The organism is Aerosakkonema funiforme FACHB-1375 (genome assembly GCF_014696265.1).
GTDB lineage: Bacteria > Cyanobacteriota > Cyanobacteriia > Cyanobacteriales > Aerosakkonemataceae > Aerosakkonema > Aerosakkonema funiforme_A.
Map to the genome: position 1 here is coordinate 1 of NZ_JACJPW010000143.1, position 18,532 is coordinate 18,532.

Here is an 18,532-nt window from a genome sequence, read left to right on the forward strand (position 1 = left end):
ACTCCCCCGCTCCCCCACTCTCCCACTCCCCCACTCTCCCACTCCCCCACTGCGCTTGTATGTGGCAGATACCATGCTGGGGGCGTTGGTAACTTCTCCGAGACAACGCAAAGCGATATCTCATCGTCAAAGTTCGACGCGATTTTTAGATGCGGAAAAGAAGGTTAAAGTCGCTTCTCGCGAGAGTTTTGTTGGGCGTCGCCGTCAGATTCAGAAGTGTTTGAGAACGCTGACTCAATCTGCTGACGAGGTAGGCGTGTTGATTTACGGGATGGGAGGATTGGGAAAAAGCACTTTGGCAGCGAGATTGTGCGATCGCATCCCCAATTTTGAGACGATTGTTTTGGTGGGGAAAATTGATGAGGCGAAGTTAGTCAAAGAACTGACGAAATGTTTGGATTACAATACCACATTGCGAGAAATTTTGCAAGCGCAAAATGAAACTTTGGAATGGAAATTGCGGCAAGTGTTTCGTTATCTGGAAGTTATTGAGAAATCGAAACCTTTGTTGTTGGTTTTAGATGATTTTGAATTGAATTTATCAGCGCGAGATGGTGGATTTATCCCCTCAGCAGAAGCAGCAGAAATATTAGAAGCGTTGGTAAGTGCGATTTGGGATACTCAAGCACCTCATCGCGTAATTATTACCAGTCGTTATGAGTTTGAATTTTCTTGGTTGCGATGTTTCTACAAGCAACCTTTGGATGGAATGCGGGGTGCAGATTGGCGGAAAAAATGCGATCGCCTCGATGCGTTTGATGACAAATCGCAGGTAAATGGGGAATTGCAAACAAAGGCGAAAACTCTGGCAGATGGCAATCCGCGTTTGTTGGAATGGATGGATAAGCTGTTGCGAGATGCGACGAGTAGAGAGGCGATGAATCGCGCAGGAGTGGATCGACTTTCGATTGAGGATGTTTCGGAAATTTTAAGTCAGTTGGAAGGGAAAAAAGTTGATTTGCGCGAGAAGGTTTTAGCTAAGGCGTTGCTGGATATAATGGATGGGGAGTTGCGGGAAATGTTGCAACTGGGATTGATGTTTGATTTGCCAGTACCGCCAGCAGCATTAGAAACCATTGGCGCGAAGATTGCCAAGGTGAAGCAGCATATCGAACGCGCTATTGCTTTAGGATTGTTGTCAGTTGGAACGGATGATGCTTTAAGAGTGCCGCGCATTTTGCCGTTGCCATTGTTGGAATATGAGGAAGTTTTATATCGGCAAGCGGCAGAGGTGTTGTATCGTTTTTGGTGGGAGGAGGCGCAATCTGCAACTGAGGAACAAAGGGTGGAGATTCATCGCTTGGCGTTGTTGGGTAAGGCAGAAAAGATTGCGGTGGAAATGGCAGATAAGTTGACAAGTCGATGGAATAATCAAAGTCGATTTCGGGAAGCTGTCAAGACTTGCCAAGATACTTTAGATATTGTGGAAGATTATCGCATTTTTCATAACTTAGCTAATTCTGAGAAACAATTGGGTGATGTGGATCGAGCTTTGGTACACTATCAACAAGCTTTAGACAGTTGTCCTCCTGAAGAAGAACAAGAAAAAGCTGCGATTATTCACAATCTGGCAAATATCTATGCCAATCGCGGGGATGTAGAGGATGCGATCGCATTTTATCAGCAATCTCTGGAATTAGAAGAACGGATTGGCAATCTTCAAGGTAAGGCGGCGACGTTGCACCAACTGGCAAATATCTATGCCAATCGCGGGGAAGTAGAGGATGCGATCGCATTTTATCAGCAATCTCTGGAATTATTTGAAGGGATTGGCAATGTTCAAGGTAAGGCGGCGACGTTGCACCAAATGGCTGGTATCTATGCCAATCGCGGGGATGTAGAGGATGCGATCGCATTTTATCAGCAATCTCTGGAATTAGAAGAACGGATTGGCAATCTTCAAGGTAAGGCGATAACTTTGGCAATGATGGGACAATTATTAGCAGATGAGTTAGGAGATTTTGACACAGCACTAAACTATTTACAGCAATCTCTGGAAATATTGCAGCGCCTCAAATCTCCCGACGCCGAAACAGTTCGGAGAATCATCGCCAGAGTGCAGGGGATGGTGGGAATTTAATGTTTTAATTTTGTACGTTTTTTTAAAGAAACCTGACATAATGCTTTTCTCGATCTTAACTTTAAACTATGAAACTACAATACTATCCAGAAACAGATTCTCTCTATATAGATTTAAGCGAAAAACCAAGTACTGATTCCGAAGAAATCGCCGATGGCATAGTAGTTGACTTTGACGCAGAACGAAACATCGTAGGTTTAGACATTCAGCACGCCAGTCAACATTTAGCAATGGAAAACTTAGAAACCGTATCTCTACCTGCATTGAATATTAGTATCAAAACTTGACACAGCGTTATAGATAGAATATCCGCTAGCATCAGTTACCTAAAAAAATCGCTTTCTTACAGCGCTTTGCAGGTCAGTGAGGTACACAGATCCCCGACTTCTTAGAGAAGTCGGGGATCTATCCACATAGCCTGTACCTCATTTACCTGCAATATGCTGTATCTGCGTTCATCTGCGTTCATCTGCCTTTATCTGCGGTAAAAAACTAACCCCTAATTCCCACAAATAATCTTTCCCATCACTCTTACAAACTGATGCAATTAGACATTCCGCTCAATAATTTCAGTCCACTTCAGTGGACTTTCGCTATGACGCTGCGATTTGAATCGCAGGCGGGCTATGACTTTAGGTATGTAGTTGGGCTTTAGCCTTAAAAGAGGGCTAAAGCCCAACTACGTACCAAATTCAGACTACTTCACCGCTGTTTCCGCCATACCGGGGAAACAAACCTTCGTACCGCCTAAACCGCAATACCCACCCGGATTTTTAGCCAGATATTGCTGATGGTAACCTTCCGCGTAATAAAACTCAGGCGCATCAATTATCTCTGTAGTAATTTTACCGTAATTTGATGCCTTGAGCGCTTTTTGATAAGCGTCTCGCGATGCTTCGGCTAACTTTCTTTGCTCATCCGAGTAAACATAAATACCGGAACGGTATTGAGTGCCAACATCGTTACCCTGACGCATTCCTTGGGTGGGGTCGTGACTTTCCCAGAAAGCTTTCAAAAGTTCTTCGTAACTGACAACTTTGGGGTCAAAAACAACCAAAACAACTTCATTATGTCCCGTCATCCCCGTACATACTTCTTGATAGGTGGGGTTGGGTGTGATCCCGGCTGCATAACCGACTGCGGTGCTGTAAACTCCGTTAAGCTGCCAGAATTTGCGTTCTGCACCCCAAAAACACCCCAAGCCGAACATTGCCATTTGCATACCGTCGGGAAAAGGAGGTTTGAGCGGATTGCCGTTGACGAAGTGTTTCGCGGGTACTGGCATGGTTTCCCCACGTCCCGGCAATGCTTGTTCTGGTGTGGGTAGGCTCAGTTTTTTACCGAATCCGAATATGCCCATTTGTTTTGACTCTGATTTGCGATCGTACCTTTACATTACTTAATATAGCGTTTTCATTATGCTGCCAATCCCAGGTGCAGGGAGGAGATTACCGCACCCGTACAGTGTCTCGCCGCTTGCCATTTGCGATATCAAGTTTGTTTATATTCGTTGTGTAAGGGGAGGGGGAAGCATCCCGGTATAATATCTCTTAGTTTTGAGAAAGCAATTGTCGCCGAAATGCTTCTCTGCTCCAAACATACTCAACCGATGTCACCGAACGCGATCTGATTTATACAGAATAATTTTGGATTAAATTAAGATTTGCGGATGCTGAGATGTGAGTAGAATAATCTTTAGGTAGGAGCAACTTCTAAAATTTTACATTCAGGATGCTCCTATAGACTGGTGAAAAATTATAAAAATGCGAAGTACATACATTAGTTAAACAAATGCCATACAGCGATCGTACTCGCACAGTACGTTAATCCTGTAAACAAACACAGATAGGATATCTGAAGGAAAAGAATCGGCAAGCATGGTCAACCGCAATGCCCAACAAACACAAATCGAGCAAGCGATCGCTGTTTTACAGCAAGCACTAGAAGCGGACGATCGCAGGAACGATACTGAAGGGAAGGCAGAGAAGTTGTATCAAATGGCAATTCTCAAAGCCAACCAAGGGAAAATCGATGAGGCGATCCGTCTTTACGAACAGTGCCAAAAACTATACGATCGACTCGGCGATACGGAAGGTGTAGCAACTATATTATACCAGATGGCGACGCTAAAAGCCAACAAGGGAGAAATGAAGAAAGCGATCGCTTTGTTCGAGCAATCTCTGAAATTGGCAAAAAGCATTGGCGATGTGGAAACACAAGCGGAAACGCTGCATTCTTTGGCAATGGTGAAGGCGAATCAAGGCCAAGTTAAAGATGCGATCGCTATGTGTCAGGAATCAATCCAGCTTAAAGAAAGTATAAATGATATCCAGGGTCAAGCGACGACGCTGCACCAGCTAGCAATCCTGATCGCAAATCAGGGAGAAGTTGAGAATGCGATCGAGCTATTTGGAGAGTCTCTGGCGCTCAAAGAAAGTATCAACGATATCCAGGGTCAAAGCTCCACATTACATTGTTTGGCAGTTATCTACGCCCATCACGGACAAATAGAAACAGCCAACGATTTATATCGGCAATCTCTACAACTAAAAGCAGGTATTGGCGATATCGAAGGTCAAGCGGACACATTGCACCAGTTAGGTGAATTATATCAACAAATGGGTAGAGTTGAGGATGCGATCGAACTATATCGACAATCCTTACAATTCCGAGAACAAAGCACTAATATTGAGGGCAAAGCTACCACAATGGGAATGCTAGGTCAACTGTTAGCATCCCAGGGCGATTTCTTCACAGCACTCGTTTATTTGCAGTCCACTTTGGAAATATTCGATCGCCTCAAATCTCCTAATGCCAAAACAGTTAGAGAAGTTATTGCTGATGTGCGCCGAATGCAACGGGAAGAGGCTAGGGACTAGGGGCTAGGGGCTAGGGGAAGAGAGGGATTAGGGGTACTTGGGCTATAAAATCAAAAGTTAAAAGTCAAAACTCAAAACTCAAAACTCAAAAATTTTCCTCTCCCTCTTCTTCCCTCTCCCTCTTCCCTAGCCCCTAGCCCCTAGCCCCTTCCCCTAATGCGTTGTAAAACGCGAACAGCCGTATCGGTAAAATCAGTAAACAATCCATCTACACCGAGATGAAAAAACTGCTCGTACTCGGCTTCTGGGTTATTATGGTAATCTGGTGCTAAGAACTGCGCTTCATTGCGAAAAGTGTAAGGATGCACCAACAAACCGACAGCATGAGCATCTATAATTAAAGATGTAGGCGATAACAATCTCCCGTGTTCGTCCACTGGTACGATCGCTCGTTTATCTGGCCCAATACCATCAGCATATGCGGCTATTTTGGCTAATTCAGCTGGTGAAATTAAATCTTGATAAGTACGAGGATCGCCTGCAACTGCGAGATCGTAAGGCTTGCCGGTATTGCTGAGTAACTGAATTAGCGGCAAATCCGTCAATCGATCTAGTTGTTGGAGATTCGTTGTTTCAAATGATTGAATGAAAACCGGATCGTCTGCTTTATTGTAGCCGTTATTGTGGAGAATTTCAATTAAAGGTTCTTCTAAAGATAAACCAATGCTATCAAAATATGTCGGGTGTTTGGTTTCTGGATAAATACCGATCGTCCGTCCAGTTTCCCCACTTTTGCGTTTAGCTAAATCGATAATTTCTGGCAGAGTAGGGACGGAAAATAAGCCGTTGAAAGATTGCGATCGAAACGGCAGACGTTCTTTAGCCCGTAGCGTCTTAATTTCAGATATGGTAAAATCTTCAGCAAACCAGCCAGTGACAGTTTCGCCATCAATAATTTTAGCAGTTTTGCGGTTGGCAAATTCCGGGCGATCGGCTACATCGGTAGTACCGGATATTTCATTTTCGTGACGCGCAATTAACACGCCATCTTGAGTAGAAACTAAATCCGGTTCGATGAAATCTGCCCCCAGATCGATCGCCAATTCATACCCAGCTAAAGTATGTTCCGGACGCCAACCGCTTGCGCCTCGGTGGGCAATAATTATCGGACGCGATGTTGTTGCGATCGTTTTACCAACCATCATTTTCTGCCACTTTTCTTACAGTTTCCGCCTCCAATTGTAAGCGGGCTGCAACTTCTTGAACGCTTAATCCCAGTTTCAGTAGCAGTGCGATCGTTTGTAATTTATTTTGGAATTTTCCCTTTTCAATCCATTCAGCAATAGCTTCAGCACGACCTTCTTCGTAGGCTTCTTGATAAACTTTGGTATGTCTGATGAGGTTCAGCATTGACATAGTTTCTCTACCCATAGTATTTGGCTAAGAGCGATTTTCTACCACTTTTCTTACAGCTTCCTCGTCAAGTTGCAAGCGTACTGCAACTTCCTGAATACTCAATCCTAGATCCAGTAGCAGAGGTATCATTTCTAATTTAGTTTGTAATTTTCCTTCTTCAATCCCTTCAGCAAGACCTTCTTGACGACCTTCAGCAAGACCTTCTTGACGACCTTCAGCAAGACCTTCTTCGCGGGCTTCTTGATACACTCTGGTTTGCCTGAGTAGGTTCAGTCCTAGCATAGCTTCGATTTCCTCTCGACCTAAATTGGGAAATTTATAGACAACAACTGTTTCAATAAATTCTAGCACTTGCCGCTGGATAATGGTATCTGTCAATTCAACAGTAGCTTTGTTAATTAGTTCTTTAGCGCGGCTGGTAGTATTCGTGGGAGTCTCTACAATTAATTTCAGGATACCTATTCCCAAAGAGTCCTGACTAACGGCTTCTATTTCGTCTAAATAAAAGCAGCGCAGGTGCTTTTCCACTAACGTGCGATAGCGCGGATGCACTGGTGTTTCGTAACTGCGGCGTTCGTAGATAACTATAGTATACCAATCTGAATTAGGCGGTCTATATTGGCGGAAGTAAACAAAGATTTCGCCAAACAACCGTTCGTAAAATTCTTCATCTTTATAAGATTGAATTTCGACAAAGTAAAGCGGTTCTGTCGGGAACTGTTCTAAAGTAGCAAATAAACCATCGATGCGGAAACTCTGCTGTTTGATTTCAGGGGCGATGAATTCGTAGGCATTGATGTTGGCGTCAGGTTTGCCGATCAGTTCAAAGAAGATGTTGGGAAATTCTTTAAAAAGTTGATAAAAAATAGTATCTGTTTTCACTCTTATTTCCTATCTCGATTCAACGAAAACCTAACAGACGCAGAAAAGGTACAAAAAGATAATAACTCACACCTAACCAGAAACCGAGAATGATTCCCAAAAGACTGAAAAAGATAATGCTGAAACCGAAATTAGTCCAATTGAGGGTATGGAAAAAAGCATCAGAAAAACCGAAAAGAGCAGACACGGGCAAAATTTTGACCGTGAGGGTGACCAAACCTGCAAAGAAGCTAGCTGTGCCGATCGCAGTAAATACAGCATGAACAAGATCGTGACTGGGCAATCCCAATCCCAAAGTCAATAGAAAAGCTGCAACCGCCGTCATGATTACCAAATCGTCGGGTGCGATGACTCCAGATGGCGCGACTCTTTGCAAAATTAACCAACCAACCGCATAACCGAAAACGCCCATCATTCCTGTTATTAAATAGCGCCGTTGTTGTTGACCCAAAGTTTTGGCTTGTGTCAAACCCCAAGCTGTTCCCAAACCGGCGGCGGCGAATAAAATCATTTGCGGTTTAGATGCTGCGATCGCTATATTAGAAACCCAGCTAGGTAATTGTTGTGCGATCGCACCCGGTATGTGAAAATTATGGGGAGAGCGATCGGCTAACCAAAAGCCAATTCCCGCACCCACACCCGCACCTATCCCCCCGCTGACCATCTGCAAAAGCGTACCGAAACAAGCTTTAATCAGTTGGATAGTCAGATGGTAAGCGTTAACGCTCAGCCATTTAGTCCATTTCCAAATTAGTGCCAGCCCAGCTAATAGCAAATTCAGGCATATTTGGAGCGTTTTGGGGATAATTTTCCACAAATCCCCCACCGCAAAATTTGGTGTGATTTGTCCGGGAGAAATCTTCCGCAAACGCTTGATCATTTCTCTGGCGTTGCTAGGTCGTCGATCGACATCCGATCGCACCATATCATCCAGCAATGCAGCAAAGCCCGGACTAACTTTAACGTATTGACGCCAGCGCAATTCCCCCGTTTTCGGATCTTCCATATCCGGGGGATATTGACCCGTCAGTAGCTGAATGCAAGTTAAACCGAGTGCATAAAAATCGGCGCTTGGCCCCACCACACCCCCAGCTATTTGTTCTGGGGGACTGTATCCCGGTGAAAATAATCGCGTCGAACTAGCTTGAGAATTGCTATGAGCGGGGCCTATTTGTTTTGCGCCACCAAAATCGATCAGTACCAATTGTCCGGTTCCGTGGCGCAGCATCAGGTTAGACGGTTTGATATCGCGATGGATAATTTTACGTAAGTGCAATTCTCGCAAAATCTGCACCGCCTGATTGAGCCAGTTCACCACCCACTTTTCCGGACAACCTTGGGGATGGTGCTTGAGAATATCCGCCAATGTCTGACCGGCGATTTTTTCCATTACCAGACAAGGTAGCAACTGCCCTTGGCGATCGCCTACGATAACCTGAAAATAACTATCTGGCTCTACTTTCGGTACTCCTGGATGACGCAGACTCGCCAGCACCATCGCTTCTTGCTCGAACAGCGACAAAGCTTTAGGTGAAGTTTCCAACAAAACCTTCAGCACTTGCTCTGTCTGCGTCTTAATATCCCAGACTGAATATATAGCCGCAAATCCGCCGAATCCCAGTCTTTCTAGAGGAATGTAGCGATTTTTAAGACGCAGCGTCGAGCCACAAATGTTGCAAAAATTATTCCCTATACTCTGGGGATAGGGACGCGGGCAAGCGGGATTGATGCAGTGGGCAGCAGTGGCAACAGATTGTTGATGCACAACTCAATCAAAAGCCAAGTTGGGACAAGTAAGGCCAAAACAAATGCAGAATGTCTTGATTCTACACGACTCCCAACAAATTTTGGCTTAATTGAGTCCTATGAGTTTTGAGCCTTGAATTCAGGACTCAAGACTCAAAACTCATCACGCATAAATCCGCAAAACGGTTAGGATTTACCGCCCTTACGGCCTATTTCCGACATATGTTCGCGGTCTTCACTGACAGTTTCGCCACCTTTGCGACCGGCTTCTACAGCTTCTTCATGAGAGAATTCGTGTGCAGTTCCTCTCTCATGAGCAACTTTTCCACCTTTGCGACCGGCTTCTACAGCTTCCTCATGAGAGAATTCATGAGCGGTGCCCTTTTCATGAGCAGCTTTGCCTCCTTTACTAGCTATTTCGCGCTGTTTTTCGTCATCCATAGAGGCGAAGCCACGATTGCTTGTATCTCGATCTTTTTTCTTAGCCATAACACAACGTTTTGTCTTGACAACTAATTTCATCGTAGAAACGTGAAAGTAGCGTTTCGTCTGCCGTTAGTAAGAGTCACTCTTATAAATTTACTTCTCCAGGTAGAAAAGAGTGTAAATTTCGGCAATATCAACGCATACAAAAAGTCAAGTATTGTAGAGTTCGCAGTAAGATTTTGCAGGCCCGAACTACTTGTGATTTTTTTAATTAACTGCTGCACTACTAACTGATGTTAAAGTTTTAGCTGTTGATTTCGTTTCTTCATCCAACACATTAATAACCCTGTTGTAGATATCTTTAGCTTGTTGGGAAGAATTACCGATGCTGGTTAACCCCAATTTACCGAATTCAGACAGGCAACCCATGAGATGAAATATTGTACCTGTTTCTGTACTGGTATCAAAATGCAGTCGATGATGGGCAATGATATCCATCAAATCGTTTGGCAGCAAACCGCGATAACGGTCTTTTTGCAAGTTGTCGGTAGCAATGTAATATTTCGGACTTCCCTGCTGGCTATAGAACAATCCGGTAGAAGTATTGTAGCGACCGTTAGTTAAAAATTTGAGGGTCATAAATGGATGGGTGGTGCCGCCTTTACGCAGGTTGATTTCAATTGCTTGCAAATCCCACTGCGCGTTACCTGCTTCGTCAGGTTGACGAACGGCGATAAAATCGACAGCGTAGCGTTCTAATGCTCCTTTTTCTGCCAGATTTCGACCAACTCGCAATCCCAATTCCTGCAATTGCAAGCGATAATATTCGTCGCCAGGAAAATAGCAACCCAGGTAAATTTGACCGCCAGAACCGCCCAAAATTTGATCGTGGGTAGAGAGGATTTCCACTTCTCCATCTGGTGTAATGCGACCTTGAACGCTGGGACTGCGTTTTTCTTCTCCTTCAATAAAAGCTTCTACAATTGCGCCTAATTCTGGTATGCGGCTGGAAAAGTGTGACCAAGTTTCGTTATGAGCTTGAAAACTAAGAAATGGGAAGCGATCGCTAATTGCCGCAACTCTTTCTCGATGCGATGCACAACTGGGAGCGACATCCTGAATAGGTCTTAAGTCTAACAGCGCATTGCCTTCTCCAGAAAATCCTTCGTTGAGCTTAACAACCATTCGCTGCAAAGTTGGTTGCCTCTCCCACAATTGAGCGGCTGCTTCCGCTAAATCTTCCGCGCTCAAAACAAGTTCGCTACCATCCGGGTGGGGAATATTGCACTCAGCAAATATTTGCCGACTGCCGCTTTTTGTCCCCCAGTAAAGTAAATCCGGATCTGCTGCTAGGAGGGGAACGCCTAATTGCAAAGATAAATCTCGTTCTAGAGTCGTCGAATTAAAGCAAATCATGAACGACTTCTCTAGGCGCAATGACTCTCGAATGCGCTCGAGCAAACGAGGACGCTCTAAAATTTTTTGAGTTAGGGGTGTGGTAGAGGAATCGTAGGTGGAAAATACTAGCAGGCGATCGCGAGCGTGGGAAAATGGGATGCCGGGGAGTAATTGCAGGTAGTAATCGATCACTATTGGCGGTAGTGGCTGCGATGTTACATAAATTACCCGTGCGCGAGGGCTCCGCAGCCGAATTAACGAAAATAGCAGCCGTTCTTCGTAGTAAAGGAAGCCCTCAATTTTCTGAAGTTCTCCCCGATCCATACTGAGGGAGGGAATTACCAAGATATCGTAATCGCCATTTTCCGATTGTTCGATCGACTGCCAGCGATCGCGTAGCTGCGCTTGCAGAAACCGAAATTTGTTCACCTGCTCTCCTGAAGAAAAAGGCAGTGCTTCCATAATCCCAACCCACTCATCCCCACCATAGCAATTTTACTCTAGCTGATATCGCGAGCAAAATATCGGCTCAGAAACAATTATTTATGCCGGAACTTACACAAAAACCGAATTTCTTCCCCAGAAACTCGGTTTATTTGGGATGCAATTACTTATTTCTATCAAATCCGTTTGCGTCGGAATTGTTCCTTTTTCCCCTCTGCCCCGGTTGCCTCTCTGCACCTCTAGGGCCATAATGATTCATAGGCAACCGCAAACAATATTACAAGGTGGTAACCCCTGCGATCGCAAAGTTAGCCGCCGTCAAAGTCGCATCGCTAAAAACTGTAATCGTGTTTCCCTGGCTGAGAGTAATTTGCGAAAAGAATCCTCCTGTAGCCAGACTACTATTAGTAATAGTGCGTAACACATCCACGCCATTATTAAAACCAAGCCCAATCCCGATCTGGATGATATCATCCGCTACGACAAAATCATTAATTTGATCTACACCGCTTTCGGCGCGAAACACAAAGGTATCTCTGCCAGCACCGCCGAAAAGTTGATCGTTGCCGCGATCGCCCGATAAAATATCGTTGCCATCATCGCCAGAGAGATAATCTTCATTTCTCCCACCATAAATGATATCATTACCTTGACCGCCAAAAATATTATCGTTATTTTGATTGCCGAATAGAATATCGTCGTTTTCCTTCCCATCAATAAAATCATCGCCCGTTAAGCCCAAAACCATATCATTCCCCGCATTGCCAAAAATGCGATCGGCCCCACCCAAACCATTGATAATATCGCCCAAAACTGTACCGATGATTTGGTCATCTCCCTCAGTTGCGATCGGTAACGTTTCACCCTGAGTTTGAAAACCACCAATTTGGTAGCCAATATCTGCCAAAATAGCTAATTCAGCTTGACCCGGTAAACGAGCTTGTGCAGTAGGATTCATCAGGCTCGGAAAATCAGCACTGATATGAGATAAAGAACCATCATTTGCAATCGGAATCCCATTCCCGACCTTAACCGCTCTGGCATTCGGCCCGGTAAAATAGCCGTCAATTACTAATTGTCTGAAAATGGGAACGCCAAAGCCCAGAATATGTCCGATTTCATGGACAGCCGCCGCAGTAAAATCATAGTAAGACGAGCCAACTGGCAGATCGTTCGATGTATTGGGAGTTTCGTCAAAAAACCAGGGTACAGCTTGCCCATTAATTTGAGGATTAGTATTAAAAGAGAGAATTCCTACATAAGGTTCAAAATTAGAACCTATGAGGCGGGAGCTAAAAACACTCCCCACAGCATCAAAACCAGCCAATCCTCCTACTGCGCCAGCGTTAATAAAGTTGCGATTGTTAAACGGGGGCGATGCCGCGCCAACAAAAATTAATAAATCGTCAATTTCCGAAGTTAAAGTTATCGGTGTAGTTTGTCCGGTTTGAGGGTTTCCCACGTTGAAAGAAATCCCAGCCGGAACATTGGGAAATTCATCTTGGATATAGTTTTCCCAAACATTTGCAGCTGCTTCTAAAGCATTTCTTCTGGCTGGGTCGCTGAAGAAACCGTTGGTATCAAATCGATAATCAAATTCAATATTAAATGGCATACAACCTAACTCAAAGCAATTCACCGCTGGGTAAAGTCTCGCGAACTGCACCCATTTGTCTGGTTTATGCTCCAACTATTAGGCCAAATCGGGTTTTTTGTGATAAATATTTACATAATATCTAGTTACAAATGCTACAAAAATGGTGACCGATCGCTTTTATAGCAGTACACGTTAAAAACCCGGTTTCTCAAAGAAACCGGGTTTTTTGATCCGATGCCAACGCCCTTAAGGATTCTAGTGTTTCTGCGATCGGTTGTCAGCTTGCATCGGACTCGCGTTCCTTCGTGTCGGGTAAAATCACAGAAACTGGGGAATGAGTAATTACGCTGATATGTCCGTCAGATTCCATAAATGCTAACTTTACCTCATTGAGTTTTTGCACTCCCTGCTTGCGAAGAATACTCATCAACTCATCTTGGGTAATCAATTGCTCTGCCATCTTGTCACGCACTATGCGACCGTTGATTACTAGCGGCGTCGGAGGTGGACTGAGGAAACGTTGAAAGCGCGGAAACTTATACCCCAGCCAGTTTAAACTGTAGCTCCATAAAATAATCGTACTAACAAGAATGACACCATCTGTGATGGCAGTATAGTTACTTGCCATCGCATTTTGGGCAGCTTCGGCGAACAAAACTACTACCAGCAAATCGGAAATTCCCACCGTTCCTATTTGGCGGTTAGGAAGAAAGCGCAGGATCGCAAAAAGCATTAGATAAACCAGCGATCCGCGCACGAAAAGTTCGGCGATTGACATACTGGGAGTAAATACCTTATACCAATCGACGTTAAAAAGTAGATCCATCATGGCTTGATATTTATTTGGGAACTGCGGCTGTTAAAACTTCATGTCCTGATTCAGTTACTAACACATTATCTTCAATGCGAACGCCAATACCGCGCCACCTGTCATCAACTTCTGGTTGTCCTTCGGCGGGTTTCACATCGGGTCCGATGTAAATTCCCGGTTCTACCGTCAAAACTTGTCCCGGTTGCAAAATTTGCCAAGCTTCTTCGCCGTGCTTGTAGAAACCTGCGTCGTGAACATCTAACCCCAACCAGTGTCCGGTGCGGTGCATATAATAAGGTTTGTATTTTTCCTCTTTAATTATTTCGTCGATATTGCCTTGCAGAATTCCCAAATCCATTAAACCTTCTACCAGCACTCGCACTGCTGTGTCGTGAAATTGGTTCCAAGGATTTCCAGGCTGAACTTGGGCGATCGCTTGCCGTTGCGCCTCCAGTACAATATCGTAAATTGCTTTTTGTTCTGGCGTAAACTTCTCTCCTACCGGAAATGTGCGCGTAATATCACCGTTGTAGTAACCGTAACAGCAACCGGCATCGATCAACAATAATTCGTTGTCCTGCATCTGGCGATTATTTTCCACATAATGCAGTATGCAAGCATTAGCGCCAGATGCCACAATGGAAGGATAAGCCGGCCCCATCCCACCGCGCAGACGAAAGATATGCTCGATTTCTGCTTGAATTTCGTACTCGTAACGTCCCGGTTGGGTAAATTCTCTGGCCCGATCGTGCGCTTCTACAGAAATAGCGATCGCTTTTCGCATTAATTCTAATTCTACTGGACTCTTGCTCAGCCTCATGCTGTGAAGCACAAAGTTAGTATCTTCGATCGCCACTGGTCCCGTACCCCGTTTGGAATAAGTTGCGATCAGTCGCCGCCAGTGTCTGATAATAGTTTGATTGAACTTTTCATCCCGTCCCAGGTGATAATAAATTCGATCGGCCTTTTCCAGATACTTGGGCAGTTTTTCATCCAATTCTGTCATGGGATAAGCTTCATCAGCTCCGTATTGTTCCTTCGCCGCTTCCACACCAACGCGGTATCCCGTCCAGACTTCCTTCTCTGGATCTTTCGGCTGCACAAATAGCACAAAGCGATGTTCTGAGTGATGCGGTGCCAGAACTGCAACTGCTTCCGGTTCGTTAAACCCGGTCAAGTAGTAAAAATCGCTATCTTGTCGAAAATTATACTCGACATCGTTGTGCATAACTGCCATTGGCGCACTGCGAAATATAGCAGTGCCGTTGCCAATCTTAGCCATCAATTGTTCGCGACGCTGACGGTATTCTGCTTGCATAGTGTTTATTTTTATTGCAACGCTATTGTATTATACTCTTTGGCAACATTAGGAATTGTTTCTGGCTGTTTTTGCTTAAGTTATGCAATTTGCTTGGCGATTGATTCTCACAAGTATCTGCAAATTAATCATTTCTCTTATTTTATTGAGTACATTTACACGCCACTAATTACCAACTTTGATTCATTTTTATGTAGTTTCTGAGGGAATGGATGGTTAATTAACATTTTCCCATACTCTTTAATATCGCGCCAATTTTTAATTCACCAAATCCAATCAAAACTTTTTTAATAAGATTTTTAGTAACCATAACGCTAGCAAACTTGCTGTCAGCAGTCACATACTATTTAGTTGAAATTCCTGTAGGCCGATGAAAGTCTTACAGGAATTCTTAAATAAAACTGCTGCGGCGATCGCACTAAAATTTGTAACTCAAAACGCCGATCGTCGTACCATTCTCAGGTAATTCACCAGCACTAAAAGTAATCGTATCGCTATCGATGTTCCTGACAGGCATTCCATCCATCAATTTGAGGAAATCTTCCAGAGGCACGATATCGCAACTATCCTTATCAGCTGCTTGGGTGCGGTAATGAGTGGGAATAACCAACTTGGGATTGAGAGTTTGGATAGCTTGTTTGGCTTCCTCTGGCCCATAAGCTTTTGGCCCACCGCCCACAGGAATGAGCAGCACATCGGGACGACCCATCAAGATTTTCTGCTCAATTTCGATCGGTGCTGCCGCTCCCCCCATATGCAGAATATTAACTCCTGCCTGAGTCCAACGCCATGCAGTATTTGTACCGAAACGGCGTCCGCCAAACTTGTCGTGGTTTGTCGTAATGCCTTGGTACTGTAAGCTGTTGTACTTGTAGACACCGGGCTCGTAAATTATCTTAGGATTACCGGGCAATCCTTCCACCGAGCCTTCATCGAATAACTGACTGCTAATCAATACCACATCCGATGGTACTTTAGGCGATCGATATCCCGCCGTGCAACCCACCGTCCGAAATGGATTGACTAAAATGCGCTGGTTACTACCAGTAAACAAAAAGCAAGTGTGGCCCAGCCACTGGATCGACAGCGACCCCCCTGTTTGCGCCCTGACAATTTGAAATCCCGAAACCCAGGTAGTTCCTACAGCTGCGAGCAAACTCGCTCCCGTGTAGCGCATCAATTGTCGCCGTTTCATCCTTCCGCTCCAAAAACGCTAACCTTAAACCGAGGTACACCCGATACTTTCTTGAAGCATCTATCCCATGCCTCCCTCATCTGCCGCAAAGCATACTGAGGAGAGCATTTAGAGACTTCGTAATACCAGGGATTATTTGGTTTAACAAGTGCCACTAACCATTTGTGTACGTCAATCGCACTGGGGAATTTTATTTTTTCATCTGGATTGGCTTTGTTGTTATCAAGAATCTGTTTGGTTAAGCCCCAAAGCGATCGATTATCGCAATCTCAAAGTCTCTTCAGAAAATTTCTCAGTAACTGTTTCCCAGAAGTGGTCAAAATACTTTCTGGGTGAAATTGCACCCCTTCAATATGCGGATAGTGGCGATGTCGCACCCCCATAATCGTGCCATCCTCCACCCAAGCTGTAATTTCCAACACTTCCGGACAAGTTTCCCGGTCAATTACCAAACTGTGATAGCGCGTTGCCAAAAGCGGATTTTCCACTTCCTCGAAAACGCCCACACCAGTATGATGCACCTGAGAAGTTTTACCGTGCATTAATTCTGGAGCAGAAACGATTTTACCGCCAAACACCAGACCGATGCCTTGATGACCCAAGCAAACTCCTAAAATAGGGAGGTTGGGGCCCAGATCTCTAATTATTTCCGGAGAAATTCCCGCATCTTCGGGTCGCCCTGGCCCAGGAGAAATCACCACACCAGCCGGTTGTAGTTCTTTAATTTTCTCTAGGGTAATTCGATCGTTGCGGTAAACCTGAATATCGGCTGCTACGGGAAACTCAGCGCCGAGTTCTCCGAGATACTGAACCAGATTGTAGGTAAAACTGTCGTAATTATCGATGACAATAATCAAATTTTCTACTCCCGACTATTGTTCTAGCGCCAGGTCGATTGCAACAGAGCGATCGCCGGCGGCAATAGCAGCGCAAGAGCCACCAGCACAGCTGCCAGGGCTGAAATTAAGACAGCACCGGCGGCGCAGTCTTTAGCTATTTTGGCTAGCTCATGATAAGTCTGCTTAACGGTCAAGTCAACCACAGACTCAATTGCCGTATTCAATAACTCCATTGCCAGAACTAACCCAATAGTTACTCCGATCAGAGATATTTCCGCACGGCTTAAGTTTAGGAAAATGCTCAGGCCGATCGCCACAGCACCGATAATCACATGAATGCGAAAGTTGCGCTGGGTTTTAAAAGCGTAACTCAGTCCCGCCCAAGCATATTTGAAACTGATCAGTAAGCTAGTGGCAACCTGCCATGCCAACTCTCGGTCTCGCTGTGCAACGCGATCGCTTTGGTTGGAAGTCTCTGTCGAGAGTTCGCTAGGCATAGACAGGGAATTGGTAGCTGTAACTTTACGGCTTTGGGACTTTGTTTTTTTTGATGAACTCAGCTGTTCATTAAATTTCATTTGCACACAGCGACAAAAGGAATAATTTAATCACCCCATCGTAACCTCTGCACGAGCTAACTGGAAGTTTATCCAGTTTGAATGTTTAGGCCGATGGATTCCAGCAAAGTAGCTTGAGCCAGCAGCATCCTATTCAAGCTCTCTTCGTCCGGATGATCCCAGCCGAGAAGATGAAGCAAACCGTGAGCGGCTAACCAAGCTAGCTCGATTTGCAAAGGATAGCCCTGCTGTTGAGCCTGTCGCTGGGCGGTATCGACGGAAATTACTATATCACCGATATACAAAGGTAGGGACTCCCACATTTCATCTAGCTGGGGAGAGTCTACCTCCAAAGCCGCAAAAGCCAGAACGTCTGTCGGCTTATTTTGGTGGCGGTACTGGGAGTTGAGTGTCTGAATTTCTGCATCGTCAGTCAAACGGAGACTCAGTTCGTAGCTTTGGCTTGGGGAGATATCCGGTTGCAAAGTTTCCAACCAAGCATGGAACCAAGTTTGCCAGGTGTCGGCACTAATTCCCGTTGACTGGGAAGATGTTTCCAAACAATCCTGTACGCTTACTTCTACTTCCACACCTCTTCCTCTCAGCGAGTTAGGTAGGAAAGACCGATGAGGACGCTCAGCAAGGCAACGGTTGTCAGTACAAAATGTTTTAAGGAAGTACCCCGCTTTCGCACCATGTTACGCATTGCCAGTTTGACGTAACTGGGTTGAGGTTCGGTCGCAGACGCTGATGCTGAGGCTGTTGCGGTTTCGGTTTCTGTTTGTTCCGAGACTTCGGTTGCTGAAGATGATTGGCTCATGGGAATTTTGGATTCTAGATAAGAGGATTTTAGATTTTAGACAATAGAGGGAAAAAATTCTTCCTATAAATGTAACAGTTTGTTTAGCAGTTAGTAGTTTAGCAGGAGGAGCAGGGGAGCAGGAAAGCTTATGGAGTGGGGGAGTGGGAGAGCTTATGGAGTGGGGGAGTGGGGGAGTGGGGGA

The 18,532-nt window shown here is 44.9% G+C and carries 18 protein-coding genes and 1 pseudogene; 3 read left to right on the forward strand and 16 right to left on the reverse strand.

What is annotated here, in order from left to right:
* Together H6G03_RS33120 and H6G03_RS33125 are read left to right on the forward strand one after the other, a co-directional pair.
* Positions 1-2,080, forward strand: a 2,080-nt coding sequence (locus H6G03_RS33120; RefSeq protein ID WP_206756661.1) for a tetratricopeptide repeat protein, incomplete at its 5' end; no start/stop codon positions are given.
* A 68-nt stretch (positions 2,081-2,148) separates the two neighbouring features.
* On the forward strand, positions 2,149-2,367 hold the full coding sequence (locus H6G03_RS33125; RefSeq protein WP_190474430.1) for a DUF2283 domain-containing protein: 219 nt from the start codon (positions 2,149-2,151) through the stop codon (positions 2,365-2,367).
* Between the two features lie 410 nt (positions 2,368-2,777).
* Here H6G03_RS33125 and msrA read toward each other — a convergent pair whose 3' ends face one another.
* Positions 2,778-3,440, reverse strand: coding sequence for a peptide-methionine (S)-S-oxide reductase MsrA (gene msrA / locus H6G03_RS33130; protein ID WP_190474431.1), 663 nt, complete (start codon positions 3,438-3,440; stop codon positions 2,778-2,780).
* Between the two features lie 517 nt (positions 3,441-3,957).
* Between msrA and H6G03_RS33135 the strand changes: the two genes are divergently transcribed.
* Entirely contained in the window at positions 3,958-4,959 is a 1,002-nt protein-coding gene (locus tag H6G03_RS33135) for a tetratricopeptide repeat protein (RefSeq protein ID WP_190474433.1), read from the forward strand.
* 140 nt (positions 4,960-5,099) lie between these two features.
* Here H6G03_RS33135 and H6G03_RS33140 read toward each other — a convergent pair whose 3' ends face one another.
* The 15 genes and pseudogenes from H6G03_RS33140 to H6G03_RS33205 form a co-directional block, all read right to left on the reverse strand.
* A complete protein-coding gene (locus H6G03_RS33140; RefSeq protein WP_242060519.1) occupies positions 5,100-6,104 on the reverse strand; it encodes a glycerophosphodiester phosphodiesterase in 1,005 nt (334 codons plus the stop codon).
* Entirely contained in the window at positions 6,091-6,315 is a 225-nt protein-coding gene (locus H6G03_RS33145) for an Rpn family recombination-promoting nuclease/putative transposase (protein WP_191056148.1), read from the reverse strand. Before H6G03_RS33145 ends, H6G03_RS33140 begins: the two co-directional genes overlap by 14 nt.
* A 24-nt stretch (positions 6,316-6,339) precedes the next feature.
* The gene (locus tag H6G03_RS33150; protein ID WP_190474437.1) at positions 6,340-7,197 is read right to left on the reverse strand and encodes an Rpn family recombination-promoting nuclease/putative transposase; all 858 of its coding nucleotides are present in this window, start codon (positions 7,195-7,197) and stop codon (positions 6,340-6,342) included.
* A gap of 19 nt (positions 7,198-7,216) precedes the next feature.
* On the reverse strand, positions 7,217-8,962 hold the full coding sequence (locus H6G03_RS33155; protein ID WP_190474438.1) for a protein kinase domain-containing protein: 1,746 nt from the start codon (positions 8,960-8,962) through the stop codon (positions 7,217-7,219).
* A gap of 167 nt (positions 8,963-9,129) precedes the next feature.
* The gene (locus H6G03_RS33160; protein ID WP_322112020.1) at positions 9,130-9,465 is read right to left on the reverse strand and encodes a KGG domain-containing protein; all 336 of its coding nucleotides are present in this window, start codon (positions 9,463-9,465) and stop codon (positions 9,130-9,132) included.
* Between the two features lie 171 nt (positions 9,466-9,636).
* Entirely contained in the window at positions 9,637-11,229 is a 1,593-nt protein-coding gene (locus tag H6G03_RS33165; RefSeq protein WP_190474440.1) for a peptide ligase PGM1-related protein, read from the reverse strand.
* Positions 11,230-11,488: 259 nt separating this feature from the next.
* The gene (locus H6G03_RS33170; protein ID WP_190474442.1) at positions 11,489-12,826 is read right to left on the reverse strand and encodes a hypothetical protein; all 1,338 of its coding nucleotides are present in this window, start codon (positions 12,824-12,826) and stop codon (positions 11,489-11,491) included.
* A gap of 259 nt (positions 12,827-13,085) precedes the next feature.
* On the reverse strand, positions 13,086-13,634 hold the full coding sequence (locus H6G03_RS33175) for a YetF domain-containing protein (RefSeq protein WP_190474461.1): 549 nt from the start codon (positions 13,632-13,634) through the stop codon (positions 13,086-13,088).
* Between the two features lie 13 nt (positions 13,635-13,647).
* A complete protein-coding gene (locus H6G03_RS33180; RefSeq protein ID WP_190474445.1) occupies positions 13,648-14,937 on the reverse strand; it encodes an aminopeptidase P N-terminal domain-containing protein in 1,290 nt (429 codons plus the stop codon).
* A 418-nt stretch (positions 14,938-15,355) separates the two neighbouring features.
* Positions 15,356-16,132: an MBL fold metallo-hydrolase gene (locus tag H6G03_RS33185; RefSeq protein ID WP_190474447.1), complete on the reverse strand. Its 777-nt coding sequence runs from the start codon at positions 16,130-16,132 to the stop codon at positions 15,356-15,358.
* A gap of 23 nt (positions 16,133-16,155) precedes the next feature.
* Positions 16,156-16,380, reverse strand: a pseudogene (locus H6G03_RS39920) (RNA-guided endonuclease TnpB family protein); the annotation flags it as partial.
* 21 nt (positions 16,381-16,401) lie between these two features.
* A complete protein-coding gene (locus H6G03_RS33190) occupies positions 16,402-16,989 on the reverse strand; it encodes an anthranilate synthase component II (RefSeq protein WP_190474449.1) in 588 nt (195 codons plus the stop codon).
* A gap of 23 nt (positions 16,990-17,012) precedes the next feature.
* Positions 17,013-17,468, reverse strand: a complete 456-nt coding sequence (locus H6G03_RS33195; protein ID WP_199315606.1) for a diacylglycerol kinase family protein — start codon at positions 17,466-17,468, stop codon at positions 17,013-17,015.
* A gap of 149 nt (positions 17,469-17,617) precedes the next feature.
* Complete coding sequence (gene ybeY, locus H6G03_RS33200; protein ID WP_190474453.1) at positions 17,618-18,118, reverse strand: rRNA maturation RNase YbeY; 501 nt, start codon at positions 18,116-18,118, stop codon at positions 17,618-17,620.
* 11 nt (positions 18,119-18,129) lie between these two features.
* Positions 18,130-18,348 carry a DUF3285 domain-containing protein gene (locus H6G03_RS33205; RefSeq protein ID WP_190474455.1) on the reverse strand — a complete coding sequence of 73 codons (219 nt, stop codon included), beginning with the start codon at positions 18,346-18,348 and terminating at the stop codon, positions 18,130-18,132.
* Positions 18,349-18,532: the final 184 nt, after the last annotated feature.

Bases quoted from the DNA above. Each gene is read 5' to 3' on its own strand.
- H6G03_RS33125 (WP_190474430.1), top strand. From the start codon at position 2,149: ATGAAACTACAATACTATCCAGAAACAGATTCTCTCTATATAGATTTA.
- msrA (WP_190474431.1), bottom strand. From the start codon at position 3,440: ATGGGCATATTCGGATTCGGTAAAAAACTGAGCCTACCCACACCAGAA.
- H6G03_RS33135 (WP_190474433.1), top strand. From the start codon at position 3,958: ATGGTCAACCGCAATGCCCAACAAACACAAATCGAGCAAGCGATCGCT.
- H6G03_RS33140 (WP_242060519.1), bottom strand. From the start codon at position 6,104: ATGATGGTTGGTAAAACGATCGCAACAACATCGCGTCCGATAATTATT.
- H6G03_RS33145 (WP_191056148.1), bottom strand. From the start codon at position 6,315: ATGTCAATGCTGAACCTCATCAGACATACCAAAGTTTATCAAGAAGCC.
- H6G03_RS33160 (WP_322112020.1), bottom strand. From the start codon at position 9,465: ATGAAATTAGTTGTCAAGACAAAACGTTGTGTTATGGCTAAGAAAAAA.
- H6G03_RS33165 (WP_190474440.1), bottom strand. From the start codon at position 11,229: ATGGAAGCACTGCCTTTTTCTTCAGGAGAGCAGGTGAACAAATTTCGG.
- H6G03_RS33170 (WP_190474442.1), bottom strand. From the start codon at position 12,826: ATGCCATTTAATATTGAATTTGATTATCGATTTGATACCAACGGTTTC.
- H6G03_RS33175 (WP_190474461.1), bottom strand. From the start codon at position 13,634: ATGGATCTACTTTTTAACGTCGATTGGTATAAGGTATTTACTCCCAGT.
- H6G03_RS33180 (WP_190474445.1), bottom strand. From the start codon at position 14,937: ATGCAAGCAGAATACCGTCAGCGTCGCGAACAATTGATGGCTAAGATT.
- H6G03_RS33185 (WP_190474447.1), bottom strand. From the start codon at position 16,132: ATGAAACGGCGACAATTGATGCGCTACACGGGAGCGAGTTTGCTCGCA.
- H6G03_RS33195 (WP_199315606.1), bottom strand. From the start codon at position 17,468: ATGCCTAGCGAACTCTCGACAGAGACTTCCAACCAAAGCGATCGCGTT.
- H6G03_RS33205 (WP_190474455.1), bottom strand. From the start codon at position 18,348: ATGAGCCAATCATCTTCAGCAACCGAAGTCTCGGAACAAACAGAAACC.